The 25356-nt window shown below is 68.6% G+C and carries 23 protein-coding genes and 1 tRNA gene (1 of these 24 only partly in view); 17 read left to right on the top strand and 7 right to left on the bottom strand.

The features are described from left to right. The first annotated feature begins 34 nt into the window (after positions 1 to 34). The 3 genes from dapB to JGR78_RS18455 all read left to right on the top strand — a co-directional run bounded on the left by dapB (position 35) and on the right by JGR78_RS18455 (position 2817). Positions 35 to 850 (top strand): 4-hydroxy-tetrahydrodipicolinate reductase, encoded by an 816-nt coding sequence (dapB, locus tag JGR78_RS12960; protein WP_182792837.1) that lies wholly within the window; start codon positions 35 to 37, stop codon positions 848 to 850. A 206-nt stretch (positions 851 to 1056) separates the two neighbouring features. Then, a complete protein-coding gene (locus JGR78_RS12955; RefSeq protein WP_182804061.1) occupies positions 1057 to 2352 on the top strand; it encodes a D-amino acid dehydrogenase in 1296 nt (431 codons plus the stop codon). A 24-nt stretch (positions 2353 to 2376) separates the two neighbouring features. Beyond that, a complete protein-coding gene (locus JGR78_RS18455) occupies positions 2377 to 2817 on the top strand; it encodes an N-acetyltransferase (protein ID WP_182792835.1) in 441 nt (146 codons plus the stop codon). A 33-nt stretch (positions 2818 to 2850) separates the two neighbouring features. Here JGR78_RS18455 and JGR78_RS12945 read toward each other — a convergent pair whose 3' ends face one another. After that, positions 2851 to 3057 (bottom strand): DUF1674 domain-containing protein, encoded by a 207-nt coding sequence (locus JGR78_RS12945; RefSeq protein ID WP_182792834.1) that lies wholly within the window; start codon positions 3055 to 3057, stop codon positions 2851 to 2853. 176 nt (positions 3058 to 3233) lie between these two features. Between JGR78_RS12945 and JGR78_RS12940 the strand changes: the two genes are divergently transcribed. Further along, positions 3234 to 4595, top strand: coding sequence for an RsmB/NOP family class I SAM-dependent RNA methyltransferase (locus JGR78_RS12940; protein ID WP_370576533.1), 1362 nt, complete (start codon positions 3234 to 3236; stop codon positions 4593 to 4595). 238 nt (positions 4596 to 4833) lie between these two features. On the opposite strand, the gene JGR78_RS12935 is transcribed toward JGR78_RS12940, so the two are convergent. Further along, entirely contained in the window at positions 4834 to 5544 is a 711-nt protein-coding gene (locus JGR78_RS12935) for a response regulator transcription factor (protein WP_182792832.1), read from the bottom strand. Next, positions 5534 to 7426 (bottom strand): PAS-domain containing protein, encoded by a 1893-nt coding sequence (locus JGR78_RS12930; RefSeq protein WP_182792831.1) that lies wholly within the window; start codon positions 7424 to 7426, stop codon positions 5534 to 5536. Before JGR78_RS12930 ends, JGR78_RS12935 begins: the two co-directional genes overlap by 11 nt. 156 nt (positions 7427 to 7582) lie before the next feature. Between JGR78_RS12930 and JGR78_RS12925 the strand changes: the two genes are divergently transcribed. The 8 genes from JGR78_RS12925 to JGR78_RS12890 all read left to right on the top strand — a co-directional run bounded on the left by JGR78_RS12925 (position 7583) and on the right by JGR78_RS12890 (position 17576). Further along, positions 7583 to 9556 (top strand): long-chain fatty acid--CoA ligase, encoded by a 1974-nt coding sequence (locus JGR78_RS12925; RefSeq protein ID WP_182804056.1) that lies wholly within the window; start codon positions 7583 to 7585, stop codon positions 9554 to 9556. 29 nt (positions 9557 to 9585) lie between these two features. Next, a complete protein-coding gene (locus JGR78_RS12920) occupies positions 9586 to 10425 on the top strand; it encodes an ABC transporter ATP-binding protein (RefSeq protein ID WP_182792868.1) in 840 nt (279 codons plus the stop codon). Between the two features lie 51 nt (positions 10426 to 10476). Then, positions 10477 to 11493, top strand: a complete 1017-nt coding sequence (locus tag JGR78_RS12915) for a branched-chain amino acid ABC transporter permease (RefSeq protein ID WP_370576450.1) — start codon at positions 10477 to 10479, stop codon at positions 11491 to 11493. A gap of 88 nt (positions 11494 to 11581) precedes the next feature. Next, the gene (locus JGR78_RS12910; RefSeq protein ID WP_182792829.1) at positions 11582 to 12658 is read left to right on the top strand and encodes a branched-chain amino acid ABC transporter permease; all 1077 of its coding nucleotides are present in this window, start codon (positions 11582 to 11584) and stop codon (positions 12656 to 12658) included. A gap of 51 nt (positions 12659 to 12709) precedes the next feature. Then, entirely contained in the window at positions 12710 to 13993 is a 1284-nt protein-coding gene (locus tag JGR78_RS12905; RefSeq protein WP_182804054.1) for an ABC transporter substrate-binding protein, read from the top strand. Positions 13994 to 14045: 52 nt separating this feature from the next. After that, positions 14046 to 14891, top strand: coding sequence for an ABC transporter ATP-binding protein (locus JGR78_RS12900; RefSeq protein WP_182792827.1), 846 nt, complete (start codon positions 14046 to 14048; stop codon positions 14889 to 14891). 25 nt (positions 14892 to 14916) lie between these two features. After that, positions 14917 to 16134 (top strand): phenylacetate--CoA ligase family protein, encoded by a 1218-nt coding sequence (locus tag JGR78_RS12895; RefSeq protein ID WP_182804052.1) that lies wholly within the window; start codon positions 14917 to 14919, stop codon positions 16132 to 16134. A gap of 26 nt (positions 16135 to 16160) precedes the next feature. Further along, on the top strand, positions 16161 to 17576 hold the full coding sequence (locus JGR78_RS12890; RefSeq protein ID WP_182804050.1) for a peptidoglycan-binding protein: 1416 nt from the start codon (positions 16161 to 16163) through the stop codon (positions 17574 to 17576). Positions 17577 to 17847: 271 nt separating this feature from the next. On the opposite strand, the gene ykgO is transcribed toward JGR78_RS12890, so the two are convergent. Together ykgO and JGR78_RS12880 are read right to left on the bottom strand one after the other, a co-directional pair. Further along, positions 17848 to 17973 carry a type B 50S ribosomal protein L36 gene (ykgO, locus tag JGR78_RS12885; RefSeq protein ID WP_036720860.1) on the bottom strand — a complete coding sequence of 42 codons (126 nt, stop codon included), beginning with the start codon at positions 17971 to 17973 and terminating at the stop codon, positions 17848 to 17850. 82 nt (positions 17974 to 18055) lie between these two features. After that, positions 18056 to 18130 (bottom strand) — tRNA-Val (locus JGR78_RS12880). A 148-nt stretch (positions 18131 to 18278) separates the two neighbouring features. On the opposite strand from JGR78_RS12880, the gene JGR78_RS12875 reads away from it, so the two are divergent. After that, entirely contained in the window at positions 18279 to 19154 is an 876-nt protein-coding gene (locus JGR78_RS12875) for an N-formylglutamate amidohydrolase (RefSeq protein ID WP_370576529.1), read from the top strand. After that, the gene (locus JGR78_RS12870) at positions 19151 to 19576 is read left to right on the top strand and encodes an NUDIX domain-containing protein (RefSeq protein WP_234450745.1); all 426 of its coding nucleotides are present in this window, start codon (positions 19151 to 19153) and stop codon (positions 19574 to 19576) included. The genes JGR78_RS12875 and JGR78_RS12870 overlap by 4 nt, the downstream gene beginning before the upstream one ends. Before the next feature lie 22 nt (positions 19577 to 19598). Here the strand turns inward: JGR78_RS12870 and JGR78_RS12865 are convergent, their stop codons facing one another. Together JGR78_RS12865 and pyrF are read right to left on the bottom strand one after the other, a co-directional pair. After that, positions 19599 to 20324 carry a DUF998 domain-containing protein gene (locus JGR78_RS12865; protein WP_182804048.1) on the bottom strand — a complete coding sequence of 242 codons (726 nt, stop codon included), beginning with the start codon at positions 20322 to 20324 and terminating at the stop codon, positions 19599 to 19601. Positions 20325 to 20362: 38 nt separating this feature from the next. Beyond that, positions 20363 to 21061 (bottom strand): orotidine-5'-phosphate decarboxylase, encoded by a 699-nt coding sequence (gene pyrF, locus JGR78_RS12860; RefSeq protein WP_182804046.1) that lies wholly within the window; start codon positions 21059 to 21061, stop codon positions 20363 to 20365. 153 nt (positions 21062 to 21214) lie between these two features. Between pyrF and clpB the strand changes: the two genes are divergently transcribed. The 3 genes from clpB to JGR78_RS12845 all read left to right on the top strand — a co-directional run. Beyond that, positions 21215 to 23839 (top strand): ATP-dependent chaperone ClpB, encoded by a 2625-nt coding sequence (gene clpB / locus JGR78_RS12855; protein WP_182804043.1) that lies wholly within the window; start codon positions 21215 to 21217, stop codon positions 23837 to 23839. 120 nt (positions 23840 to 23959) lie between these two features. Further along, the gene (gene msrP, locus JGR78_RS12850) at positions 23960 to 24829 is read left to right on the top strand and encodes a protein-methionine-sulfoxide reductase catalytic subunit MsrP (RefSeq protein ID WP_182804041.1); all 870 of its coding nucleotides are present in this window, start codon (positions 23960 to 23962) and stop codon (positions 24827 to 24829) included. Further along, positions 24829 to 25356: the 5' portion of a sulfite oxidase heme-binding subunit YedZ gene (locus tag JGR78_RS12845; RefSeq protein ID WP_182804039.1), read on the top strand. The gene runs 93 nt beyond the window's last position; the window shows 528 of its 621 coding nt (coding positions 1–528); its start codon is at positions 24829 to 24831; its stop codon lies off the right edge, out of view. Before msrP ends, JGR78_RS12845 begins: the two co-directional genes overlap by 1 nt.

The raw sequence follows: 25356 nt of genomic DNA, 5'->3' as shown, positions 1-25356 counted from the left end.
ACGGGCTAGACCCGCCGGAAACACGGGGGATGCGATGGACGCGCAGAACAGGCCGGGGATCGTGGTCGCGGGCGTATCCGGCCGGATGGGGCGGATGCTGGTGCAGGCGGTGCTGCAGTCGCCTGACTGCCGGCTGGTCGGCGCGCTGGAGCGCGAGGGTCATGCGTGGATCGGCCAGGACCTTGGCACCGCGATGGGGGCCGCGCCCTTGGGCGTTCCCGTCACGGACGACGCGGTGGCGGCGATCGCGCAGGCGCAGGGGGTGCTGGACTTCACCTCTCCGGCGGCAACCGTCGCTTATGCGGAACTGGCGGCGCAGGCCCGCGCGGTCCATGTGATCGGCACCACGGGGCTGTCCGAGGATGACCTTCAGCAGATCAGGGCCGCCGCGCGCCATGCGCCGATCATCCGCGCAGGCAACATGAGCCTGGGCGTCAACCTGCTCGTCGGGCTGACCCGTCGCGTGGCGGCGGCCCTGGGCCAGGACTGGGACATCGAGATCGTCGAGGCCCATCACCGCCACAAGGTCGATGCGCCCTCGGGCACCGCGCTGATGCTGGGCGAGGCCGCAGCCGAGGGGCGCGGCGCGGCGCTGGACGCGCTGCGGGTGCCCGCGCGCGAGGGGATGACCGGCGCACGGGCCTCGGGCAGCATCGGCTTCTCGGCGATCCGTGGGGGCGACATCGTCGGCGAGCATGACGTGATCTTCGCCACGGCGGGCGAGCGGGTTGTCCTGCGCCACATGGCGACCGACCGCGCCATCTTCGCGCGCGGTGCCCTGCGCGCAGCGCTTTGGGGGCAGGACAAGGGACCGGGGGAATACGACATGGCAGACGTGCTGGGGCTTTAAGCCCCGGCCGGGACATTGTCCGGCGAGACGCCTGCAGGACCGGATGATTCCGCGGAGTGCTGCGACGCAGCGCAAGATTGCCACAAGTTCTCTGCATCAAGCCGAATATCCTTGCGGCAACCGCGCGCAGGCGGCGCAAGATCGGCAGCACATTTCCGCCGATCCGCATGATCCTTCCGCAAATGTCCTTTGGGAAAGGTCGAAGCATGAAGATCGTCGTTCTGGGCGCCGGCGTCATCGGGGTGACGAGCGCGTGGTATCTGGCTCGCGCAGGCCATCAGGTCACGGTGGTGGACCGCCAGCCTGCCGCCGCGATGGAAACCTCCTTCGCCAATGCGGGCGAAATCTCGCCGGGCTACTCGACCCCCTGGGCCGCGCCGGGCATCCCGCAGAAGGCGCTGCGCTGGATGTTCCAGCGCCATGCGCCACTGGTGCTGCGCGCATCGGCCGACCCGGCCCGGGCAGGCTGGATGGCGCGGATGCTGCGGAACTGCACCGCCGATGCCTATGCGGTGAACAAGTCGCGGATGATGCGGATCGCCAACTATTCGCGCGACTGCCTCGGCGCGCTGCGCTCCGAAACCGGCATCCGTTACGACGAGCGCACCCGCGGCACGCTGCAGGTCTTCCGCGACGCCTATCAGGTGAAGGCCGTGCAGAAGGACATCGAGGTCCTGCGCGCCGACGGCGTCCCCTTCGAGGTGCTGGACGCCGAAGGCTGCGTCGCCGCCGAGCCGGGACTGGCCTTCTCGCGCCACCTGCTTGCGGGCGGGCTGCGGCTGCCGAACGACGAGACGGGCGATTGCCACGTCTTTACCCAAAGGCTCGCGGCCCTGGCCGAGGCCGAAGGGGTTGCGTTCCTTTACGGCACCGCCATCCACGGGCTTGAGGGATCGCCTTCACGCATCACCGCCGTGCGGACCTCGGCCGGGCGGCTGGTGGCGGACGGCTTCGTCGTCGCGCTGGGCAGCTATTCGCCCGCGCTGGTCGCGCCCTTCGGGGTGAAGCTGCCGGTGCATCCGGTCAAGGGCTATTCGCTGACCCTGCCCATCGTGGACGAGGCCCGCGCGCCGGTGTCCACGGTCATGGACGAGACCTACAAGGTCGCCATCACCCGGCTGGGCGACCGTATCCGCGTGGGCGGCCTGGCGGAGCTTGCGGGCTTCGACCTGTCGCTTTCCCCGCGCAGGCGGGCGACGCTGGCGAAGTCGGTGGGCGAGCTTTTCGGCGGCGCGGGCGACCTCGACCGGGCGAGCTTCTGGACCGGCCTGCGGCCCATGACCCCGGACGGGACGCCCATCGTGGGGCCGAGCCCCATCGGCAACCTGTGGCTGAACACCGGGCACGGGACGCTGGGCTGGACCATGGCGGCAGGCTCGGGCCGGGTGCTGGCCGACCTCATCAGCGGCCGCACCCCCGAGATCAAGAGCGACGATCTTGGCCATGCCCGCTATTTGCGCCGCAGGCCGGTGCCGCTTGCGCCCATCCCGCAGGCGGCCTGAGCGGATGGCCTGGCGGATCGAGCCTTGCGATCCGGTGCATGGCAAACAGATATCGGCCCTTTCGACAAGGGCCTGGGCGCCCGTGTCCGCAGGAATGCGGGCGGGCCTTCCCCGGCATGTCTGCGCATCCTTCCATCCCCACGGCTGGGGGATCGGCAGGCCAGGAACATCCAGTCTTTCCTCGCGGCGGAAGGCGGAAGCGCACGGGTGGCTATCAAAAGCGATGCGGTCCTTGGCTGGATGGGACTGCGCTTCCACCCCGAGGATCGGATAAGCGAACTCTTCGCCATCGCCGCTGGTCCCGTTTGCAAGCGACAGGGAATCGCGCGGGCGCTGATCGAGCGCGCAGCATCGAAGTTCCGCAAAGCCGGTCTTGCCTTTGTCATGATCGAGACGGGGACAGACCCTGGTCACGCGCCGCTGCAGACGACGTATGGAAAGCCGGTTCCGAGCAATGGGCCGTGATCCGCTATGTGCGGAAGCTTTGAGCCGGGCGGCTCAGAAATCGACCGCGAGACCCTTGCGTTCGTAATCGCCGTAGCGGACGGGTTCCGGCCCGTCGCGGCCGCCCAACTCGGGCGGCAGGTCGAGGGGTGCGGCGGTGCGGCGGCGCTCCTCGGCCTCGGCCAGCGCGCGGCGGGCGGGGGGCGGTAGATGGCCCCATTCGGGGCGGTCCTCGGGCGGGACCGTGGGATCGGCAGTCATGGATAACCCCGCGCTTTTTGCGTATCGCTGCCCTTCAGCTAAGGACAACAGGCGCGATGGACAAGCGAGACGGTGAAAAGACGGGGGCCGAGGCGCGGCCAAGGCGCCGGGTGGTCGTGGTGGCACCGCAGGAGGGGGCTCTGCCCCCGCCGACTGCGTCGGCCCCCCCGGGATATTTGGGTGAAGAAGAAGGACATGGCGTCGCGCCTGAAGGCGAGCGACGGGCCAGGCAGTCCAGGCCGCGCAAGGGCGGGCAGGCTGAGCGGGCACGCAAGGGTGCCCCGGCCGCCGGGCACGGGAAGACCCCGTCTCATGCCGCGCGGGCGGGGGCGTTGCGCCTGCTGGCGGCGGTGCGCGAGGGGACCACGCTGTCCGAGGCCGAGGCAGCGCTGGACGCCCTGCCACCGTCCGAACGCGCCCGTGGGCGCAGGCTTGCGGCTGCGACGCTGCGGCACCGCAGCCGGGCCGAGGCGGTGCTTGCGCCGCTATTGTCCCGCCGCCCCCGGCCCGAGACGCTGGACCTGCTGCAGCTTGCCGTGACCGAGATGCTGGGCGAGGACGAGGCCCCGCATGGCGTCGTCAACGCCGCCGTGGCGCTGGCGCGGGCGGGTGGACCCAAGGCGAAGGCCGCGGCGGGGATGGTGAATGCCGTCCTGCGCCGCGCGGCCGAGGCGCAGGGAGTCTGGGACGCCGCGCTTCCTCCGCGCCTGCCGGACTGGCTGCGCAGCCCCGTTGCCGCCCGCTGGGGCGAAGCCGCGGCGCTGGCCATCGAGGCCGCGCATGAGCGGGGTGCGCCCCTGGACCTGACGCCGAATGGGGAGGCTCCGGGCCAGGCGCTGCCGACCGGCAGCCATCGCCTGCCCAGTGGAACGCAGGTCACGGCGCTGCCGGGCTATGCCGAGGGCCACTGGTGGGTGCAGGACGCCGCCGCCGCCCTGCCGGTGCGGCTGCTGGACCCTCGTCCCGGCGAAACGATTGCCGACCTGTGCGCCGCGCCGGGCGGCAAGACGATGCAGCTTGCGGCGGCAGGCGTGCACGTCACCGCCATCGACCTGTCGCCGCAGCGGCTGGCGCTGGTGGCCCAGAACCTCGCCCGAGTGGGTTTATCCGCCGAGACCGTGGCCGCCGATGCGCTGGACTGGCAACCGCCCGCGCCGCTGGACGCCGTCCTGCTGGACGCGCCCTGTTCCGCCACCGGGACGATCCGCCGCCATCCCGAACTGCCCCTGATCCGCGACGGGGCGATGATCCCCGATCTCGTGCGGCTTCAGGCGCGGCTGATCGATCATGCGCTGAGCCTGCTGAAACCCGGCGGGCGGCTGGTCTACGCCGTCTGCTCGCTGCATCCCGCCGAGGGCGAGGCGCAACTGGACGCCGCACTGGCCCGCCATCCCGACCTGCGGGTGGAGGCGCCCGATCCCGCGCTGTGGGACGCCGCCTGGATCACCGAAGCGGGGGCCATCCGCACCCGGCCCGATCATTGGCCGGACCTCGGGGGACTGGACGGGTTCTTCATCGTGCGGCTGGAGAAACCGTAACCCTTGCGGCGCGACGCGCTCGGGAACACGCCCGTCCCGCCTGCCGGTCTTTCTCTTTCATCCAAATATCCCCCGGGGGCTTGCGAGCGCCCGGATGGAAGGCGGATCAGAAAACAACCTTCACGGTTGTTTTTCCGCCGGATGGGTCCGGTGGACCTTTTCAGCGAGCAAGGGGCCGGCAGACCCCAGCAGGGGGTGAAAACCCCCCACTCGGGCGGTGAAGCAAAAGCACGGCCGGTCAGTTCCACCCGACCTCGGAAAGAAAGATATACCCCGCCCCGTAGATCGTCTTGATCAGGCGCGGGTTCTTGGGGTCCTCGCCAAGCTTGGTCCGCAGGCGGGAAATCCGCACGTCCATCGCCCGGTCGAAACTGTCGCCCGCCGTGCCTCCCAAGGTTTCCAGCATCTGCGTCCGGCTGATGAGCCGGCGCGGGCTGTCGAGGAACATTCGCAGCATTTCCGCCTCGGCATGGCTCAGCGGCGTTTCCGCACCATCCGGGCCGGTCAGCAGGTAGCGGTCGAAATCCGCGCTCCAGCCCGAGAAGCGGGCGGTCTGGCCGCCCCGCGCCGGTTCACGGGCGGGCTTGCGCAGACGGGCGCGGATGCGGGCCACGACCTCGGCGGGGTCGAAAGGCTTGATCACATAGTCGTCCGCGCCGAGTTCCAGCCCCGTCACCCGGTCCTGCACCTGCGCACGGCCCGAGATGATGATGATCGCCGCGCCAGATTGCGTCGCCAGCCGGTGGACCAGCGCCAGCCCGTCGCGGTCGGGCAGGCCGAGGTCGATCAGGCAGGCGTCGGGGGTCATCCGGCGCAGGGCGGCCTCGAACTCGGTCGCGCGGCCGAAGCCGGCGGTGCGGAAGCCCGCCTCCTCCAGCGCGTCGGCCAGCAGGCGGCGGATGTCGGGTTCGTCGTCGAGGATGGCGATCAGCGGCGGGTCACTTGTCATCGGGCAGGCCTGCGAAAAGGGCGTTCAGCGACGCGGCGTCGAAGGGCTTGGTCAGCACGGGCTGGGACAGCCCCTGCCGTTCGGGATCATCGGGGGGCCGCGCGGTCATCAGGATCAGGGGCAGGCCCAGCGCGCCAAGGTCGGCGCCCGAGCCGTCGCCCAGCTGCAGGTCCGACAGGATCACCGACAGGCCGGGCAGGTCGGCCAGCGACCGCGCCTCGGACAGCGAGCCGGCCTCGATCACCTGCTGCCCCATGCCGGTCAGCATCTCGCGCAGGGTTTCGCGGATCAGGTCGTCGTCGTCCACCAGCAGCACCAGCCGCCGCGCCACGCGCTGGAAGGGCAGGCGCAGCCGCACCCGCGCCCCGCCGCCCGGCGCATTGTCCAGCCGCAGGGTGCCGCCCGCCAGCTTGGTCTGGTCATAGACCATCGGCAGGCCCAGCCCTGAACCCTGACCGGGCTTGGTGGTGAAGAAGGGCTCGGTCGCGCGGGCCAGCGCCTCGGGCGCAAAGCCAGGGCCGCTGTCGATGACGGTCAGTTCCAGCCAGCGGCCGCGGACGCGGGCGGACAGGCGGATCGCGCCATGGGTGCTGCCCGACCCCGCGCCGGTTCCCGAGATCGCGTCCCGCGCGTTCAGGATCAGGTTCAGCAGCGAGTCCTGCAGCGAGCCGGGGTCCAGCAGCACCGCCCCTTGGGGCAGGTCGCAGTCCAGTTCCAGCGTCACCCCGCGTCCCAGCGACGGCCGCGCCATGGCCGCAAGCTGGTCCAGCAGGGCCGGCAGGTCCACCGGCTCGGGCGTGAGCCGGCGCGGCCCGGTGATCGTGGCGATCCGGTCCAAAAGCGCCGCCCCCCGCCGCGCGGCGGCCAGCGTCCCCGCCACGTCCGCCGCGGCCTCGGGCTGCAGGGCCAGCCGCGCCAGCCGCCCCTGCAGCCCGAGGATGATCGTCAGCAGGTTGCCGAAGTCATGCGCCAGCCCCGAGGTCATCTGCGCCGCGAGTTCCCGCCGCGCCGCATGGGTCAGGGCCTCGCGGGTGTTCACCTCGGCGGTGACATCGGTGGACAGGACATAGGCGCCCGCGCCCTGGGGATCGGGGGTCAGGGCCACGCGGATGCGGCGGCCCGACTCCGTATGCGTCACCTCCATCACCTGCGGCTCGCCCGCAAGCGCCCGGTCCAGCGCCGGGCGGATGCGGGCGAAGGTCTCGCCCAGGACCTCGGCCGACGTGCAGCCGACGATGTCGCGGGCGGCGCCCGGAAAGACCGCGCCAAGCTGCTGGTTGGAAAAGGTATAGCGGCCCTCGGCGTCCACATGGGCGATATGGGCGGGCACCATCGCCGTGACCTGCCGTGTCCGCGCCTCGGCCTCGGTCAGCACGCGCTTGGCTTCCTCGAGCGCGGCGTTCGTCGCGGCAAGCTGGCGGTTCGCGGCCGACAGCCGCTCGGCATGGCTGAGAAGCTGGCCGGACAGTTCCTCGGATCGCGCCCGCAGCAGCGATTCGGTGCGCTTGATGTCGGTGATGTCGGTATAGACGGCGATCCAGCCGCCCTGCGCAAGCGGCGCCCCCTCGACGGAAATGGTGCGGCCATCGGGGCGGGTGCGTTCCAGATAGTGGGGCTGGAAGGTGCGCGCCTGATCGACGCGCATCCGCACAGCCGCCTGGGGGTCGTTCTGGGGCCCGTATTCGCCGCGGGCGACGAGATAGGCGATGGTGTCCTCGAAGCCTGCGCCGGGGCGGACAAGGCGGTCGGGCAGGGCGAACATCCGCTGGTATTGCCGGTTCGACAGCGCCAGCCGCAGATCGGCGTCGAAGATGGAAATCGCCTGCTGAATCAGGTTCAGCCCGGATTGCATCAGTTCGTCATGGCTGTCCGGCGTCGTCATCCGTCCATGGCTACCATCGCCTTGTCCGTCGCGGAAGCCGGTAACAATTCGTAAGGTTCGGGAAAAACTCGGGCAAGATTCGCGGGCCAGACAGGACGGGCAGGCGGAAAGAGGGGTTCCGCCTGCGACGGCCGATGCCGTTCGAAGGGAGTGAGGATGAAGCTAGTCGCAGCCGCCGACGCGAGCCTGCGGTCGATTCCCGCGCTGTTGGCGCGGAACGCCGCAACGCTGGGCAACTGGCCCGCTTGTCGGGAAAAGGAATTCGGCATCTGGCAAGGCTGGACCTGGGCCGAGGCGCAGGAGGAGATCCGCGCGCTGGCCATGGGCTTTCTTGCGCTGGGCCTGAACCGCGGCGACCATGTGGCGATCATCGGGCGCAACCGCCCCGCGCATTACTGGTCGATGGTGGCCGCCCAGATGTGCGGCGCGATTCCCGTGCCGCTCTATCAGGACGCCGTGGCCTCCGAGATGGCCTATGTGCTGAACCATTCCGGCGCCCGCTTCGTCGTCTGCGGCGACCAGGAGCAGGTGGACAAGGTGATCGAGGCCGAGGAGGCCGTGAAGATCATCGACCAGATCATCTACACCGACAAGCGCGGGATGCGGAAATACGACCATTCCCGCATGAACTGGCTTGACGACGTGCAGGCCGAGGGCCGCGTCGCCCACCAGCGGTTCGAGGTGGAACTGGACGCCCGCATCGCGGAACTGGATTATGACAGCACCTGCGTGATGCTCTACACTTCCGGCACCACCGGCAAGCCCAAGGGCGTGGTGCTGTCCAACCGCAACGTGATCGAGACGGCGCGCAATTCCTCGGAATTCGACGGGCTGAAGTCTTCCGAGGAGGTGCTGGCCTATCTGCCGATGGCCTGGGTCGGGGACTTCATCTTCTCGGTCGGGCAGGCCTACTGGACAGGCTTCTGCGTGAACTGCCCCGAAGGCGCGCATACGATGATGACCGACCTGCGCGAGATCGGGCCGACCTATTTCTTCGCGCCTCCCCGCGTCTTCGAGGGCCAGTTGACCAGCGTCATGATCCGCATGGAGGACGCGGGCCGGATCAAGAAATGGCTCTTCGACCATTACATGCGGCTTGCCCGCCGCGTCGGCACGGCGCTGACGGACGGGAGGCCCGTCAGCGCGCTGGACCGGCTGCGCTACGGTCTGGGAAACCTGCTGGTCTACGGCCCGCTCAAGAACACGCTGGGCTATTCTCGCATCCGCGTAGGCTATACTGCCGGTGAAGCCATCGGGCCGGAGATCTTCGACTTCTACCGCTCGCTGGGGATCAACCTCAAGCAGCTTTACGGCCAGACCGAGGCCACGGTCTTCATCACCCAGCAACCGGACGGGCAGGTGCGGGCCGATACCGTGGGCGTGCCTTCGCCCGGCGTCGAGGTCAGAATCGCGGACAATGGCGAGGTCTTCTACCGCTCGCCCGGCACCTTCGTCGAATACTACCAGAACCCGGAATCCACCGCCTCGACCAAGGACCGCGAGGGCTGGGTCGCGACGGGCGACGCCGGGTTCTTCGAGCCAGGAAGCGGGCATCTGCGGATCATCGACCGCGCCAAGGACGTGGGGCGCATGGCGGACGGCTCGCTGTTCGCGCCGAAATATGTAGAGAACAAGCTCAAGTTCTACCCGAACATCCTTGAAGCCGTGGTGCTGGGGAACGAGCGCGACTACTGCACCGCCTTCATCAACATCGACCTGACGGCGGTCGGCAACTGGGCCGAACGCAACAACATCGCCTATGCGAGCTACCAGGAACTCGCCGGCCACCCGCAGGTCTACGAGACGATCCGCAGGCACGTCGAGGAGGTGAACGCCAGCGTGGCGCAGGATCCGATGCTGTCGGGCTGCCAGATCCACCGCTTCCTGATCCTGCACAAGGAACTGGACGCCGACGACGGCGAGATGACCCGCACCCGCAAGGTCAAGCGCGGCGTGATCTCCGAGAAATACGCCGATCTGATCGCCGCGCTCTATGACGGGCGCAAGACGGTCTACACGGAAACCGAGGTCACCTACGAGGACGGCCGCAAGGGCCGGCTGAAGGCCACGTTGCGGATCGAGGACGTCCGCACCACCCCCACGCCCGCGCAGAGGATGGCCGCCGAATGAGTCCGACCTCCCAGACCATCCTGTCCGACATGGCCCCCACTGCGCCCGCGCCGCTGCCCGGCGCCGAGGGCTACATCACCGCGGACGGCCGGAAAATCGGCGGCGTGCTGATGGACCTGCGCCGCATCACCCTGCGCTTCGGCGGGGTGACGGCGATCAAGGACATCTCCTTCGACATCCGCGAGGGCGAGATCCGCGCCATCATCGGCCCGAACGGAGCCGGCAAGTCGTCCATGATGAACGTCATGTCGGGCTTCTACGTCCCGCAGGAAGGCGAGGTCTGGTTCAAGGGCGCGCGCCGCCCGCAGATGCGGCCCTATCAGGTGGCGCGGCAGGGGCTGGCGCGGACCTTCCAGAACATCGCGCTGTTCGACGGGATGTCGGTCTTGGACAACATCATGACCGGGCGGCTGACGATGATGAAATCGTCGCTGTTGGAGCAGGCGCTGTGGTGGGGCCGGGCCGAGGCCGAGGAAACCCGCCACCGCGAACAGGTCGAGAAGATCATTGATTTCCTTGAGATTCAGAACATCCGCAAGACTCCGGTCGGGCGGCTGCCCTATGGGTTGAAGAAGCGGGTGGAACTGGCGCGCGCGCTGGCGGCCGAACCGCAGCTTCTGATGCTGGACGAGCCGATGGCCGGCATGAACGTCGAGGAAAAGGAGGACATGAGCCGCTTCATCCTCGACGTGAACGACGAGTTCGGCACCACCATCGCGCTGATCGAACACGACATGGGCGTGGTCATGGACCTGTCCGACCGGGTGGTCGTGATGGACTACGGCCGCAAGATCGGGGACGGCACACCCGACGAGGTCCGCAACAACCAGGAAGTCATCGACGCCTATCTGGGGGTGGCCCATGACTGAAAAGGCGCCGCACACACCATGCACGACTGATGCACGGTCGATGCACAACCCATGCAGACGCAACCGCGCCCGGAGGGCCTGCTGATGGAACAGCTTCTCTACGCCTCCGAGGTCCTGGTGAACGGCCTCATGGCTGGGGTCATGTATTCGCTGGTGGCGCTGGGCTTCGTCCTGATCTTCAAGGCATCCGGCGTCTTCAACTATGCGCAGGGCGTGCTGGCGCTGTTCGCCGCCCTGACGCTGGTCGGCATCCAGCAGGGCCAGATCCCCTTCGCCCATCTCATCAACGCCATGACGGGCACGCACCTGTCCTCCTTCGGCTGGACCGTGCCCTCGCTGCTGGCGATCCTGCTGACGGCGCTGGTGATGGTGGGGCTGGCGATCCTGATCGAGACCTTGGTGCTCAAGCACCTCGTCGGGCAAGAGCCGATCATCATGTTCATGGCGACGATCGGGCTGGCCTATTTCCTCGAAGGCCTCGGCGACATCATGTGGGGCGCTGACGTCAAGACGCTGGACGTGGGGCTGCCGCAGGGGATTTCCGACACGGCCGAGGCATGGACGGCGGCGCTGACAGGCTACGGCTTCTTCATCGACCGGCTGGACATCTGGGCCACGGTGATCGCGGCGCTTCTGGTCGCGGCGCTGGTGGCCTTCAGCCAGTACACCAAGCAGGGCCGCGCCATGCGGGCGGTGGCCGACGACCACCAGGCGGCACTGTCGGTGGGCATCTCGCTGCGCTTCATCTGGGTCATGGTCTGGTCCATCGCGGGCTTCGTGGCGCTGGTCGCCGGGATCATGTGGGGCACCAAGTCGGGGGTGCAGTTCTCGCTGTCGCTGATTGCGCTGAAAGCCCTGCCGGTGCTGATGCTGGGCGGCTTCACCTCGATCCCGGGCGCCATCGTCGGCGGCCTCATCATCGGTGTGGGCGAGAAGCTGTTCGAGTTCTACATCGGCCCGCTGGTCGGCGGCGCGACGGAAAGCTGGTTCGCCTATGTGCTGGCGCTGATCTTCCTGGTCTTCCGCCCTCAGGGCCTCTTCGGCGAGCGGATCATCGAGCGTGTGTGACGCCCCCTGCTCCATCTTCTTCGTGAAAATATCCTCGGGGGCGCGGGGGCAGACAGCCCCCGCTCTGACCGGGCAGAAAGGATAAGCGATGCTTTATCGTGAAGCCGGCGACTTCAAGACCAGCTACCGGGACGACAGCCAGACCTTTCCGCTGAAGCTCGACCGGATGGGCTACTGGGTCACGCTGGCGGTGGCCTTCGGGGTGATCCCCTTCGTCATCACGGACTACTGGGCCAATGCGGTGCTGGTGCCGTTCCTGATCTATGCCATCGCCGCGCTGGGGCTGAACATCCTGGTCGGTTATGGCGGGCAGGTCAGCTTGGGGACCGGGGGCTTCATGGCGGTGGGCGCCTATGCGACCTACAAGCTGTCCACCTCGTTCCCCGAGATCTCGCTCTTGATCCACATCCTGCTGGCGGGCGGGATCACCGCCGCCGTGGGGGTGTTCTTCGGCCTGCCGAGCCTGCGGATCAAGGGCTTCTATCTCGCCGTCGCGACGCTCGCCGCGCAGTTCTTCCTCGTCTGGCTCTTCAACAAGGTGCCGTGGTTCTACAACTACTCGGCCTCGGGGCAGATCACCGCGCCGGAACGCACCTTCCTGGGCTATGTCATCAGCGGCCCGGCGACCTCGGCCTCGGCAAAATACCTCGTCTGCCTGGTCTTCGCGGTGGGGCTGGCCTGGGTCGCGCGGAACCTCACCCGCGGCACGGCGGGGCGCAAGTGGATGGCGATCCGCGACATGGACATCGCGGCCGAGATCATCGGGGTGAACCCGCTGACCGCCAAGATGAGCGCCTTCGCCGTCTCGTCCTTCTTCATCGGCATCGCGGGGGCGCTGCTGTTCTCGATCTATCTCGGCGCGGCGGAAGCCAGCGAGACCTTCGGGATCACCAAGTCCTTCCTCGTGCTGTTCATGGTCATCATCGGCGGCCTCGGGTCCATCTTCGGCAGCTTCGCGGGCGCGGCCTTTCTTGTCGTCCTGCCGGTCTTCCTGAAAAACGTGCTGGTCGGGGCTTTCGGCTGGCCCACCGACCTTGCCGCCCATATCGAGCTGATGATCGTAGGCGCGCTGATCGTCTTCTTCCTGATCGTCGAGCCGCATGGGCTGGCCCAGCTCTGGCGGCTGACCAAGGAAAAGCTGCGGCTCTGGCCGTTCCCGCATTGACAAGAACCGGGCCGAACCCGGCGCAACCATAAATCTTCTGGGAGGAACCTGATGAAACTTCGCTTCGCTGCCGCCGTCGCCGCCGCCATGATGGCCGCAGCCCCGGCCCTGGCCGACCTGACCGTGCCGAACCTGAGCTATCGCACCGGCCCTTACGGCGCGAACGGCAACCAGTATGCCGACGGCTTCAACGACTACTTCACCCTGCTGAACGAGCGCGACGGCGGCATCGGCGGCCAGCGCGTCCTGACGCCGGAATGCGAGACCGCCTACAACACCGAAAAGGGGGTCGAGTGCTATGAATCGACCAAGGGTTCGGGCGCGCTGGTCTACAACCCCTTCTCGACCGGCATTACCTATCAGCTGATCCCCAAGGTTTCCTCCGACGGCATCCCGATGCTGACGCCGGGCTACGGTCGGACCTCGGCCAAGGACGGCAGCGTCTTCCAGTGGGTGTTCAACCCACCCGCGAACTACTGGGACGGCGCCTCGGTCATCGTCAAGCACCTGCTGGACGTGAACGGGGGCGACCTGAACGGCAAGACCATCGCGCTGGTCTATCACAACTCGGCCTTCGGCAAGGAGCCGATCCGCACGCTGGAGGAGCTGTCCAAGAAGCACGGCTTCACCCTGACCCAGATCCCCGTCGATCCTCCGGGGCAGGAGCAGAAGTCGCAGTGGCTGCAGATCCGCCGGGAAAAGCCCGATCATGTGATTCTCTATGGTTGGGGCGTGATGAACCAGGCAGCGATTCAGGAAGCTGCCAACATCCGCTATCCGATGGAGAACCTGATCGGCATCTGGTGGGCCGGCGGCGAGGTGGACGTGGAACCGGCGGGCGCGGCCGCCAACGGCTACAAGTCCGCGACCTTCAACGGGGTCGGGATGGACTATCCCTTCTACGGCGACCTCAAGACCCATGTGCTGGATGCCAACAAGGCCAGCGGCGGCGGTCAGCATGTTGGCAAGGCCATGTATTCGCGCGGCATGTATGCGGCGCTGGTGATCGCCGAGGGGATCAAGAAGGCGCAGGAACTGGCCGGGACGCCCGAGATCACCCCCGCGCAGATGCGCGACGGTCTTGAGGCGCTGGAGATCACCGAGGCGCGGATGGCGGAACTGGGCCTGCCCGGCTTTGGCCAGCCGTTCCAGTTGTCCTGCCAGAACCACGGCGGCAGCGGCATGGGGATGATCCAGCAGTGGGACGCATCGGCCAAGCAGTGGAAGCTCATCACCGAGTTCATCCAGCCGGATGAGGAGGTGCTGCAGCCGCTGATCACCGCCGACGCCCAGGCCTTCGCCGCGGAAAACAACATCCAGCCGCGCTGCAACTGATCCACGCGCCCCGGCGGTCTGCCGCCGGGGCATCCCCCTTGAGGAGCCCGAGATGCTGGACGCTGCCACTGCACCCCTGACCACCGCCCGCGCGGACGAGGCGCTGCTTGAGGTCAACAACATCGAGGTCATCTACAACCATGTCATCCTGGTCCTGAAAGGGGTCAGCCTGTCGGTCCCCAAGGGCTCGGTCACCGCGCTGCTGGGCGGGAACGGCGCGGGCAAGACCACGACGCTGAAGGCGGTGTCGAACCTGCTGAAGTCCGAGCGCGGCGAGGTGACGAAGGGCGCGATCACTTACCGGGGCGAGAATGTCACCGACCTGGACCCCGCAGCCTTGGTCAAGAAGGGTGTCATCCAGGTGATGGAAGGCCGCCATTGCTTCGAGCACCTGACGGTCGAGGAAAACCTGCTGACCGGCGCCTATACCCGCGGCGACGGCGCGGCTGCGGTGAAGCGCGACCTGGAAATGGTCTATGAATACTTCCCGCGCCTGCGCGAGCGGCGGAAGTCCCAGGCCGGCTATACCTCGGGCGGCGAGCAGCAGATGACCGCCATGGGCCGGGCGCTGATGAGCCGGCCCGAGACGATCCTGCTGGACGAACCATCGATGGGTCTTGCCCCGCAACTGGTCGAGCAGATCTTCCAGATCGTGAAGAAGGTGAACGAGGGCGAGGGCGTGACCTTCCTTCTGGCCGAGCAGAACACCAACGTGGCGCTGCGCTATGCGCACTATGGCTATATCCTGGAAAGCGGCCGCGTGGTGATGGACGGCGAGGCCGCCGCCCTGCGCGAGAACCCCGACGTCAAGGAGTTCTACCTCGGGATGGCCGACGAGGGCCGCAAGTCCTTCCGCGACGTGCGATCCTATCGCCGCCGCAAGCGTTGGCTGGCCTGAGCCACTTTTCAGGGAAGAGACTTCCATGAGCAATTACGACGACCTGGAAATCCGCAGCAGCGACGAGCGCGAGGCCGATCTGGCCGATGCGCTGGCCCGCGCGATCTCGAACGCGCAGACGGCGCCCGCGCTGGCGCGTGCCTTGCGCGACGTGGAGCCGGCCGAGGTGCGGAGCCGCGCCGACCTTGCCCGCCTGCCGGTGATCCGCAAGGCGGAACTCTCCGAGGCGCAGAAGAAGAAGCCCCCGTTCGGCGGCTATACCACCCGCCACCCGCACGAGTTCCACCATGTCTTCCAGTCGCCCGGTCCGATCTATGAACCGGGCCGCGTGGATGCCGACTGGTGGCGGCTGGGGCGCTTTGCCTTCGCGGCGGGGCTGTCCAGCAGCGACATCCTGCAGAACTGCTTCGGCTATCACCTAACGCCCGCCGGGATGATGTTCGAAAGCGCCGCCCGCGCCGTGGGCGCGGCGGTGCTGCCGGCCGGGACGGGGCAGACGGAATTGCAGGTCCGCGCTGCCTCTGACATCGGGACCACGGCCTATTCGGGGACGCCGGATTACCTGAAGGTGATCCTCGATCGCGCCGACGAGATGGGGGTGGAACTCGGTTTCAAGCGGGCGCTGGTGTCGGGGGGGGCGCTTTTCCCCTCGCTGCGGCAAAGCTATGCGGATCGCGGCATCGCCACGCTGCAGTGCTATGCGACCGCTGACCTCGGCCTGGTCGCCTATGAGAGCGAGGCGATGGAGGGGATGATCGTCGATGAGCGGGTGATCGTGGAAATCGTCCGCCCCGGCACCGGCGATCCGGTCCCCGAGGGCGAAGTGGGCGAGGTCGTCGTGACCACGCTGAACCCGGACTATCCGCTGATCCGTTTTGCCACCGGGGATCTCTCGGCGGTGATGCCGGGGGAAAGCCCTTGCGGGCGGACCAACATGAGGATCAGGGGCTGGATGGGCCGCGCCGACCAGACGGCCAAGATCAAGGGGATGTTCGTGCGCCCCGAACAGGTGGCCCAGCTTGTCGCCCGCCACCCCGAGGTGTCACGCGCCCGTGTCATCGCGGATCGTGCGGATGAAATGGACGTGATGGTTGTCCAACTTGAAACAATGCAGCAGAACCCCGCGCTATACGAGGCGTCGGTGCTCGATGCACTCAAGCTGAAGGGCCGGGTCGAGTTGGTCGCCCCTGGGTCGCTGCCGAACGATGGCAAGGTGATCGAGGATCGGCGCAGCTACGGCTGAAACGGCCCCTGACAAGGGGGACCAGCATGGTCGGAAAAGGGTTGAAGGGGCGGATCACCGCCCTTGTGGTGGCGGCTTTGGCGGCGGGCCTGGTGGGTGCCGCGCCCGGCGGCGGTGCGATGGCGCAGGCGATCCCGCCCGACGCGCCCGCCAGTGCCGAGGACGACGCGCTGTGGCGGCTGGCGCAGGGGCGGGGGACGGCGGATGCCTACCGCAACTACCTGTCCACCTTCCCCGCTGGCGCCTTTGCGGCGCAGGCGCGGGCGCGGCTGGGCCAGTTGCAGGCGGGATCGGCGCCGATCACGGGCACGCCCTTGCCGCCGATGCAGTCGTCCCCTGCCACGCAGCCGGTGCCCGCGCCCGTTCCGACCCCTGTCACGCAGCCGCCCACGAGTCCCGCACCCGCACCCGCACCGGCCGTGCCGCAGGAAGCGGTGCAGGCCGAGACGGCGCTGGCGCTGACGCTTGAGGACCGGCGGGCGATCCAGTCGCGGCTGACCTTGCTGGGGCATGACACCCGCGGGATCGATGGCACCTTCGGCTCGGGCACCCGCCGCGCGATCGTCGCCTGGCAGACGGGCCGGGGCCTTGCCCCGACCGGCTACCTGACCGCCGCGCAGGCGCAGGAACTGCGAACCGGGACAGCGCCCGCGCCCGCCACGCCTGCCCCGACGACGACCGCGCCGGCAACGGGGGCCACGGCCGAGACCGAGGCGGCGCTGGGCCTGACCGCGACGGAAAAGCGCATCATCCAGTCACGGCTGACGCAGCTTGGCCATGACACGCGCGGGATCGACGGGGCCTTCGGCCCGGGTTCGCGCCGCGCCATCACCGCCTGGCAGGCGGCGAACAACCTGCCCGCGACGGGCTTCCTGACCCGCGCCGCTGCGGATGCGCTGCTGAACGCGGGCACCACCCCGGCCGGGCGGGTGCTGACAGAGGAGGAGCAGGCCCAGCGCGCCGAGGCGGCGCTGAACCTGACGCGCGAGGATCGGACGGCGGTCCAGCGGGCGCTGGTCGTGGCAGGCCATGACACGCGCGGTGTGGACGGCACCTTCGGCTCGGGTTCGCGCCGGGCGATCCGCGACTGGCAGGCCGGGCGGGGGGCGCCCGCGACGGGCTACCTGACGGCCGAGCAGGTCCGGCTGCTGAAGGGAGAGGCGCCTGCGTCTTCCACCACTGCTCCGACGCCGCCGCCGGCTGCGGCAGGTCCGGGGGCCTCGGCCGCGGACGAGGCGGGGCTGGGTCTGACCGATCTTGCGCGGGTCGAGGTGCAGGCCCGGCTGAGCGCGCTGGGCTATGAGCCGAACGGCGTGGACGGGCGATTCGGGCCGGGCACGCGGCGGGCGATCTCGGCCTGGCAGGGCGACAACGGGCTGGCGGCGACCGGCTTCCTGAGCGCTGACCAACTGGCCCGGCTGCGGGCGCAGCGGGGGAGGTGAAAGGGAAGGGGCGGCGGAGTGGTGCGTGCGAAGCACGCACCCTACGGTGCCGAAGGGCCTTGGACGTCCTGTAGGGTGCATGCTTCGCACGCACCTGCCGCGCCACCCCGATCCACAAAAGGCAACGATCCGCCGGAAGACCGCGAGCAGCGGGGACTTGGGCAAGGCAAGTGCGCGCCGCAGGTGCCGGAGGAAACGCCCTTCGGAAACGGAAAACGCCCGCAGCACGGGGCTGCGGGCGTTTTCCGTTGTCCGGCCAGGCCGGGGGCGATCAGCCCTGTCGCGCCTTGAAGCGGCGGTTGGTCTTGTTGATCACGTAGATGCGGCCCTTGCGGCGCACCACTTGGCAGTCCCGGTGACGCTCTTTCAGCGAACGCAGCGAGTTGCGAACCTTCATCGGTTTTCTCCCTCTTCGCGGCGCTCGCATCGCGCCTTGAAACTGAAATGCCCCCGGTGACATGCCGAGGGCGGCGAAAGAATGGTGGGCGGTACTGGGATCGAACCAGTGGCCACTACGATGTCAACGTAGTGCTCTACCGCTGAGCTAACCGCCCGTGCCAGCCGGACCCGCCCCTTGCGGAACGGAATCGCGTTGGTCCGCGTGTCTATAAGGCCCGCGCCCGCGCCCCGCAAGTGCCCTTTTTCAGCCTGCCCCCTTCGGCTATACAGCAGGCTTGCAACGATGATGAGAGGCCCGTGCCGATGATCCCGATGCCTGCCCCTGACGGCCCGACCTTTGACATCGCGCGGCCGGCCGACTGGGTGGGGGGCGTGATCTTCGCCTCGCCGCATTCGGGGCGCGACTATCCCGGCTGGTTCCTGGCCGAATCGGTGCTGGACCCCCATGCGCTGCGCTCGTCCGAGGATGCCTTCGTGGACCGGCTGATCGCGCCCGCGGTGGCGGCGGGGGCCGTCACCCTGACCGCGCGGGTGCCGCGCTGCGTGGTGGACCTGAACCGGGGCGCGGACGAGCTTGACCCGGCGGCGATCGAGGGCGCGGCCTCGCGCCGCGCCGATCCGCGCATCCAGTCGGGGCTGGGCGTGATCCCGCGCGTCGTGGCCCAGGGCCGGGCGATCCGCCGCGGCAAGCTGACCCTGGCCGAGGCGCAGCGGCGGATCGACGCGCTGTGGCGGCCCTATCACGCTGCGCTGGAAGGGCTGATGGCCGAAGCGGTGGCGCGACACGGCCGCGCGATCCTGATCGACGTCCATTCCATGCCGCGCGAGGCGCTGCTGCACCTGCAGGCGCCGCCGCCCGACATCGTGCTGGGCGACCGCAACGGCGCCTCGGCCGACCCCGCGATCAGCGAGGCGGTGCATGGCGCGCTGATCGGCGCCGGGTTCCGGGTGCGCCGCAACTCTCCCTTCGCGGGGGCGCATGTGGCGTCGGCCTACGGGCGGCCGCTGCGGGGCTGCCATGTGGTGCAGATGGAAATCGACCGCTCGCTTTACATGGATGAGGCGGCGATCCGGCCGCACCGGGGCTTTGACGACCTCGCCCGCCGTCTGGGCGGGGTGATCGCGCATGTCGCGGCGCTGCCCCTGGACGGCACCGGCCTGCCGCTGGCGGCGGAATGAGGGCGGGGCCGGGCGGGATGCGCTGGAGCGGGGCGAAGCTGGTGCTGACCTGCGGCGACAGCCTGCTGGTCCTGCGCCGAGACGACATCCCCACCATCAACTGGCCGGGGGCCTGGGACCTGCCGGGCGGACGGCGCGAAGGGGACGAGCCGCCCGAGGATTGCGCGCTGCGCGAGCTTTTCGAGGAAACCGGGTTGCGGCTGGACCGGGCGCGGCTGCGCGGCCATGCGCGCGAGCTGCCGCACCGGCCGGGGCGGGCGGGCTGGTACTTCCATGCCGAGATCACCCCCGTGGAGGCTGCGGGCGCGACCTTGGGCGACGAGGGGGCCGAGCTGCGGCTGATGCCGGTGGCCGAGTTCGTGGATCATCCGAACGCGGTGCCGCATTTCCGGAACATCGTGCGCGAGATGCTGGGGCGGTAGCGGTGCCTGCCGGGCACGCGCCCTACGGTGGGTTGCCTGCGGCGACGGCGCGGACCATCGGGCGCATGGCGTCGCCCTTGACCATCCACGAGGTCGCGAAGGCGAAGGTGGCGATGGTTTCCAGCCAGAACACCGGGCGCAGGGGCAGAAGCTGCGTCTTGACCGGATCGGGCGACAGCAGGATCAGCCCGATCAGCGCCAGCGCCGCGACGATGATCCAGCCGCAGGCGCGGTAGATCCGGTTGCTCGCGGTCTTCTCGGCGTCGGGATGGTCCCCGCGGACGAAGAGCACCAGACAGAACAGCGCCAGCGCCCCGAAGAAGGCGCCGGCCCCCAACCAGTGCAGCGTGCCGGCCAGCGAGAAGCCGATGACGCATTGGCTGAGGGTGCAGGCCACCGGCTCGGCCGGCGCGGTCGGGATCAGCGCCACGGCCAGCGCCCCCAGCGAGGCCGCGCGGCCGGCCATGAGGTCGCTCAGCCATTCGCCGGGACGGGGGCGGTAGCCCTCGTAGCTCCACAGGAAGACGGCGATGGCGCAAAGGGTACCGACGAGGACCTCGCGCATGGGGGAATAGTAATAGGCCGAGATGCTGGGCCGCAGGCCTTGGCCGAAGATCACGCTCCACAGGACGAGGACGGTGGGAAGGAAATAGCCCAGAAGCCCGATGGCCCGCCTGACCCGCAGGAAGGACAGCACCAAGTCGTTGTCGGATCGTTCCGCGTAGCCGTGGAAGTCGCCGTCCCGCATCGCCTCTCTCCCCCACGCGCCCCGGGAGGATCAGGCTATCACGATTCTCGCGGGGGGTGAGCGATTTCCGCAAGGATCGCCCGCGCCGCGGCGCGGGGGTCGGGGGACTGCCAGACGGGGCGGCCGACGACGATGTGATCGGCGCCCGCGGCCAGCGCGGCGGCGGGGGTCTCGACCCGCTTCTGGTCGCCGGGCGCGGCGCCTGCGGGGCGAACGCCGGGGGTGACGATCAGGCGCGAACCGGGCAGGGCGCGGATCGCTTGCGCCTCGCGCGGCGAGGCGATGACGCCGTCGGCCCCCGCATCGAAGGCGCGGGCGGCGCGTTCCACGGTCAGGTCGTGCAGGTCGCCCGCCCGCATCAGCCCGGCGTCGAGGTCGGCGCGGTCGAGCGAGGTCAGGATCGTCACCGCGAGGATCTTGAGGTCCGACCCGGCCGCGCCCTCTTTCGCGGCGCGCACCACATGGGGGTCGCCGTGGACGGTGAGGAAATCGAGATCGAACTGCGCGAGGCCGCGCACGGCGGCTTCCACCGTCGCGCCGATGTCGTAAAGCTTCATGTCGAGGAAGATGCGCTTGCCGTGGTCCTGTTTCAGCTCATTGGCCAGCGCCAGCCCGCCGCCGGTCAGCATCCCCAGCCCGATCTTGTAGAAGGACACGGTGTCGCCAAGCTGCTGGGCCAGTTGTAGTCCGGCCAGCGCATCGGGCAGGTCCAGCGCCACGATCAACCGGTCGTCCATAGGGTGCCTCCGCCAGCGAAATCAGGGGCTTTTCGCATGGACGGCGGCGACTTGAAACCCCGGCGCGGGGCGCACATCTGGATTGCAGGACCCGCGACGGGCCGTGCCATGACGGGCGGCACCAAGGCGGGGGCTGCAAAGGAGATTTTGCCGATGGACATGGAAAAGTTCACGGAGCGGTCGCGCGGGTTTTTGCAGGCCGCGCAGACCATCGCGATCCGCGAAGGCAACCAGCGCGTGCTGCCCGAGCACCTGCTGAAGGCGCTGATGGATGACGATCAGGGGCTGGCCGCCAACCTGATCACCCGCTCGGGCGGCGATGCCGCGGCGGTGCGCCGCGCGGTGGACGAGACGGTGGCGAAGCTGCCCAAGGTCTCGGGCGGCGACGGGCAGGTTTACGTGGATACCGGCCTCGTGCGCGTCATGGACGAGGCGCAGAAGATCGCCAAGCAGGCCGGCGACAGCTTCGTGCCGGTCGAGCGCGTGCTGATGGCGCTGGCGATGGTGAACACGCGGGCCAAGGACGCGCTGGACGCGGGGAAAGTCACCGCGCAGGCGCTGAACGCCGCGATCAACGACATCCGCAAGGGGCGGACGGCTGATTCCGCTTCCGCCGAGGACACCTATGAGGCGCTGTCCAAATATGCGCGCGACCTGACCGAAGCCGCCGAGCAGGGCAAGATCGACCCGATCATCGGCCGCGACGAGGAAATCCGCCGCACCATGCAGGTGCTGTCCCGCCGGACCAAGAACAACCCGGTGCTGATCGGGGAACCCGGCGTCGGCAAGACCGCCATCGCCGAGGGCCTCGCGCTGCGGATCGTCAACGGCGACGTGCCGGAATCGCTGCGCAACAAGAAGCTGATGGCGCTGGACATGGGCGCGCTGGTTGCGGGCGCGAAATACCGCGGCGAGTTCGAGGAGCGGCTGAAGGCCATCCTGAACGAGGTCGAGACCGCCGCCGGGGAAATCATCCTCTTCATCGACGAATTGCACCTGCTGGTCGGCGCGGGCAAGACCGACGGCGCGATGGATGCCGCGAACCTGATCAAGCCGGCGCTGGCGCGGGGCGAACTGCATTGCGTGGGCGCGACGACGCTGGACGAATACCGCAAGTATATCGAGAAGGATGCGGCGCTGGCCCGGCGCTTCCAGCCGGTGCTGGTGCAGGAGCCGACGGTCGAGGACACCATCTCGATCCTGCGCGGCATCAAGGAAAAGTATGAGCTTCACCACGGGGTGCGGATTTCCGACGCGGCGCTGGTGGCGGCGGCGACGCTGAGCCACCGTTACATCACCGACCGCTTCCTGCCGGACAAGGCGATCGACCTGATGGATGAGGCCGCCAGCCGCCTGCGGATGGAGGTCGATTCCAAACCCGAGGAACTGGACCAGCTCGACCGCCAGATCCTGCAGATGCAGATCGAGGCCGAGGCGCTGAAAAAGGAAGACGACACCGCCTCGCGCGACCGGCTGGAACGGCTGGAAAAGCAGCTGTCCGACCTGCAGCAGCAGTCGGCGGAACTGACCGCCCGCTGGCAGGCCGAGCGCGACAAGCTGGAAGGATCACGCCACGTCAAGGAGCAGCTGGACCGCGCCCGCGCCGAGCTTGAGCAGGCCAAGCGCGAAGGCAACCTCGCCCGCGCGGGGGAATTGTCCTACGGCATCATCCCCGGACTGGAGCGGCAGATCGCCGAAACCGAAGGTCACGAGGACGGCCCGCTGGTCGAGGAAGCCGTGCGCCCCGAGCAGATCGCCGAAGTGGTGGAACGCTGGACCGGCATCCCCACCAGCAGGATGCTGGAAGGCGAGCGCGAGAAGCTGCTGAAGATGGAAGAGGTGCTGGGCAAGCGCGTCATCGGCCAGTCCGAGGCGGTGACAGCGGTGGCGAATGCCGTCCGCCGGGCACGGGCGGGGCTGAACGACCCCAAGCGTCCGCTGGGCAGCTTCCTGTTCCTCGGCCCCACCGGCGTCGGCAAGACCGAACTGACCAAGGCCATCGCGCAATATCTGTTCGACGACGATTCCGCGATGGTCCGCGTGGACATGAGCGAGTTCATGGAAAAGCACTCGGTCAGCCGGCTGATCGGCGCGCCGCCCGGCTATGTCGGCTATGACGAGGGGGGCGTGCTGACCGAGGCCGTGCGGCGGCGTCCCTATCAGGTGATCCTGTTCGACGAGGTCGAAAAGGCCCACCCGGACGTCTTCAACGTGCTGCTGCAGGTGCTGGACGACGGCCAGTTGACCGATGGGCAGGGACGGACGGTGGACTTCAAGAACACGCTGATCATCCTGACCTCGAACCTCGGCGCGCAGGCGCTGAGCCAGTTGCCCGAGGGGGCCGAGTCCTCGGCCGCGCGGGCCGAGGTGATGGCGGCGGTGCGCGGACATTTCCGGCCCGAGTTCCTGAACCGGCTGGACGAGATCATCATCTTCCACCGGCTGAGCCGGGCGAACATGGATGCGATCGTGGACATTCAGCTTGTCGGGCTGGAGCGGCGCCTGGCGGACCGCAACATCACGCTGGACGTGGAGCCGGCCGCGCGGACCTGGCTGGCCGACGAGGGTTATGACCCGGTCTTCGGGGCGCGGCCGCTGAAGCGGGTGATCCAGCGATCCCTGCAGAACCCGCTGGCCGAGATGCTGCTGTCGGGAGACGTGATGGACGGCCAGACCGTGACGGTCACCGCCGGACCCGAGGGGCTGATCGTCGGCGACCGCGTCAGCGCAGGGGCGCAGGGCGGTAATGAGCGCCCCGCAGATGTCGTGCTGCAATAAGCGGATCGGCCTCGGCCTTCATGGGCCGGGGCCTTTTCCTTGCCGGGAACGTGATGGCGCGGGCAGGATCGTTGATGCCTTGGCCCGCGTTTTTGCGATGCTATCCGAAGGGGAAATGCCATGAAGCTGTCTTGGTCCGACGTCACGCCCCAGGCGCTGTTTCTGAACCGCCGCGCCTTTATCGCGGGTCTGGGCGTGGCCGCGGCCGCCCCCGCCTTGGCGGCAGTTGAGGAGCCCAACAGCTTCGAGCAGATCACCAACTACAACAACTTCTACGAATTCGGCTTCGGCAAGACCGACCCGGCCGAGAACGCGGGCCAGCTCACCACCGACCCCTGGGCAGTCGAGGTTGGCGGGCTGGTGGACCGGCCCGGCAGCTACTCGGTCGCCGACCTCGCCCCCGAGAACGCGGTCGAGGAACGCATCTACCGCCTGCGCTGCGTCGAGGCATGGAGCATGGTGATTCCCTGGCTGGGTATCCCCTTGGCAAGCGTGCTGGACAAGGTGGGCGTGCAGCCGGGGGCCAGGTTCGTGGCTTTCGAGACGCTGTTGCGCCCCGAGGAGATGCCCGAGCAGCGCCGCCGCAGCATGGACTGGCCCTACCGCGAGGGGCTGCGGCTGGACGAGGCGATGCACCCGCTGACGATCCTGGCCACGGGGCTTTACGGCAGGCCGATGCCCAACCAGAACGGGGCGCCTATCCGGTTGGTCGTGCCGTGGAAATACGGCTTCAAGTCGATCAAGAGCATCGTGAAGATCACCCTCACGGACAGTCAGCCCGTCACCACCTGGCAGGCGATGCAGCCCCGCGAATACGGCTTCTATGCCAACGTGAACCCGCAGGTGGACCACCCGCGCTGGAGCCAGGCGACCGAGCGGCGCATCGGCGCGGGCCTGTTCGGCGGCCGTCAGGACACGCTGATGTTCAACGGCTACGGCGATCAGGTCGCGCAGATGTATGCCGGGATGGATCTGGCGCGGGATTACTGATGGATCGTATTCGCCGCCTGCCGACAGGCATGGTCTGGGGTTTGGGCGTGCTGCCGCTGGCGCTGCTGGTCTGGGATACGCTGGCGGGGAACCTCGGCGTCGATCCGGTGCGCGACATCGAGCACCGGCTGGGCCGCACGGCGGTCTATTTCCTCATCGCCTCGCTCTGTGTGACGCCGATCCTGCGGATCGCCCGGGTCAATCTGGTGAAGTTCCGGCGGCCGCTGGGATTGCTGGCAGCCAGCTATGCCGGATTGCACCTGCTTGCATGGGCGATCCTCGATATGGGGCTGCTGTGGCCGCAGATGCTGAGGGACATCGCCAAGCGCCCCTATCTGACGATCGGGATGGCAGTGCTGGTGATTCTGCTGGTGATGGCGGCGACCAGTTCGAACGGCGCGATTCGGTGGCTGGGGCCGATGAGGTGGCGGGTGATTCATCGCTGGGTCTATCTCGCGGCGCCTCTGGCCGTGTTCCACTGGTTGCTCGCCTACAAGATCTGGCCCGCGAAGCCCTTGGTGATTCTG

This window comes from Paracoccus sp. MC1862 (assembly GCF_016617715.1).
Taxonomy (GTDB): Bacteria; Pseudomonadota; Alphaproteobacteria; order Rhodobacterales; family Rhodobacteraceae; genus Paracoccus.
Note: the sequence above shows the minus strand (reverse complement) of the source record. Positions and strands in the feature narration are given on the sequence as shown.

Coding starts and splice junctions, on each gene's coding strand:
- dapB (WP_182792837.1), top strand. CDS start 35: ATGGACGCGCAGAACAGGCCGGGGATCGTGGTCGCGGGCGTATCCGGC.
- JGR78_RS12955 (WP_182804061.1), top strand. CDS start 1,057: ATGAAGATCGTCGTTCTGGGCGCCGGCGTCATCGGGGTGACGAGCGCG.
- JGR78_RS12945 (WP_182792834.1), bottom strand. CDS start 3,057: ATGACTGCCGATCCCACGGTCCCGCCCGAGGACCGCCCCGAATGGGGC.
- JGR78_RS12935 (WP_182792832.1), bottom strand. CDS start 5,544: ATGACAAGTGACCCGCCGCTGATCGCCATCCTCGACGACGAACCCGAC.
- JGR78_RS12930 (WP_182792831.1), bottom strand. CDS start 7,426: ATGACGACGCCGGACAGCCATGACGAACTGATGCAATCCGGGCTGAAC.
- JGR78_RS12925 (WP_182804056.1), top strand. CDS start 7,583: ATGAAGCTAGTCGCAGCCGCCGACGCGAGCCTGCGGTCGATTCCCGCG.
- JGR78_RS12920 (WP_182792868.1), top strand. CDS start 9,586: ATGGCCCCCACTGCGCCCGCGCCGCTGCCCGGCGCCGAGGGCTACATC.
- JGR78_RS12915 (WP_370576450.1), top strand. CDS start 10,477: ATGCAGACGCAACCGCGCCCGGAGGGCCTGCTGATGGAACAGCTTCTC.
- JGR78_RS12910 (WP_182792829.1), top strand. CDS start 11,582: ATGCTTTATCGTGAAGCCGGCGACTTCAAGACCAGCTACCGGGACGAC.
- JGR78_RS12905 (WP_182804054.1), top strand. CDS start 12,710: ATGAAACTTCGCTTCGCTGCCGCCGTCGCCGCCGCCATGATGGCCGCA.
- JGR78_RS12900 (WP_182792827.1), top strand. CDS start 14,046: ATGCTGGACGCTGCCACTGCACCCCTGACCACCGCCCGCGCGGACGAG.
- JGR78_RS12895 (WP_182804052.1), top strand. CDS start 14,917: ATGAGCAATTACGACGACCTGGAAATCCGCAGCAGCGACGAGCGCGAG.
- JGR78_RS12890 (WP_182804050.1), top strand. CDS start 16,161: ATGGTCGGAAAAGGGTTGAAGGGGCGGATCACCGCCCTTGTGGTGGCG.
- ykgO (WP_036720860.1), bottom strand. CDS start 17,973: ATGAAGGTTCGCAACTCGCTGCGTTCGCTGAAAGAGCGTCACCGGGAC.
- JGR78_RS12875 (WP_370576529.1), top strand. CDS start 18,279: ATGATCCCGATGCCTGCCCCTGACGGCCCGACCTTTGACATCGCGCGG.
- JGR78_RS12870 (WP_234450745.1), top strand. CDS start 19,151: ATGAGGGCGGGGCCGGGCGGGATGCGCTGGAGCGGGGCGAAGCTGGTG.
- JGR78_RS12865 (WP_182804048.1), bottom strand. CDS start 20,324: ATGCGGGACGGCGACTTCCACGGCTACGCGGAACGATCCGACAACGAC.
- pyrF (WP_182804046.1), bottom strand. CDS start 21,061: ATGGACGACCGGTTGATCGTGGCGCTGGACCTGCCCGATGCGCTGGCC.
- clpB (WP_182804043.1), top strand. CDS start 21,215: ATGGACATGGAAAAGTTCACGGAGCGGTCGCGCGGGTTTTTGCAGGCC.
- msrP (WP_182804041.1), top strand. CDS start 23,960: ATGAAGCTGTCTTGGTCCGACGTCACGCCCCAGGCGCTGTTTCTGAAC.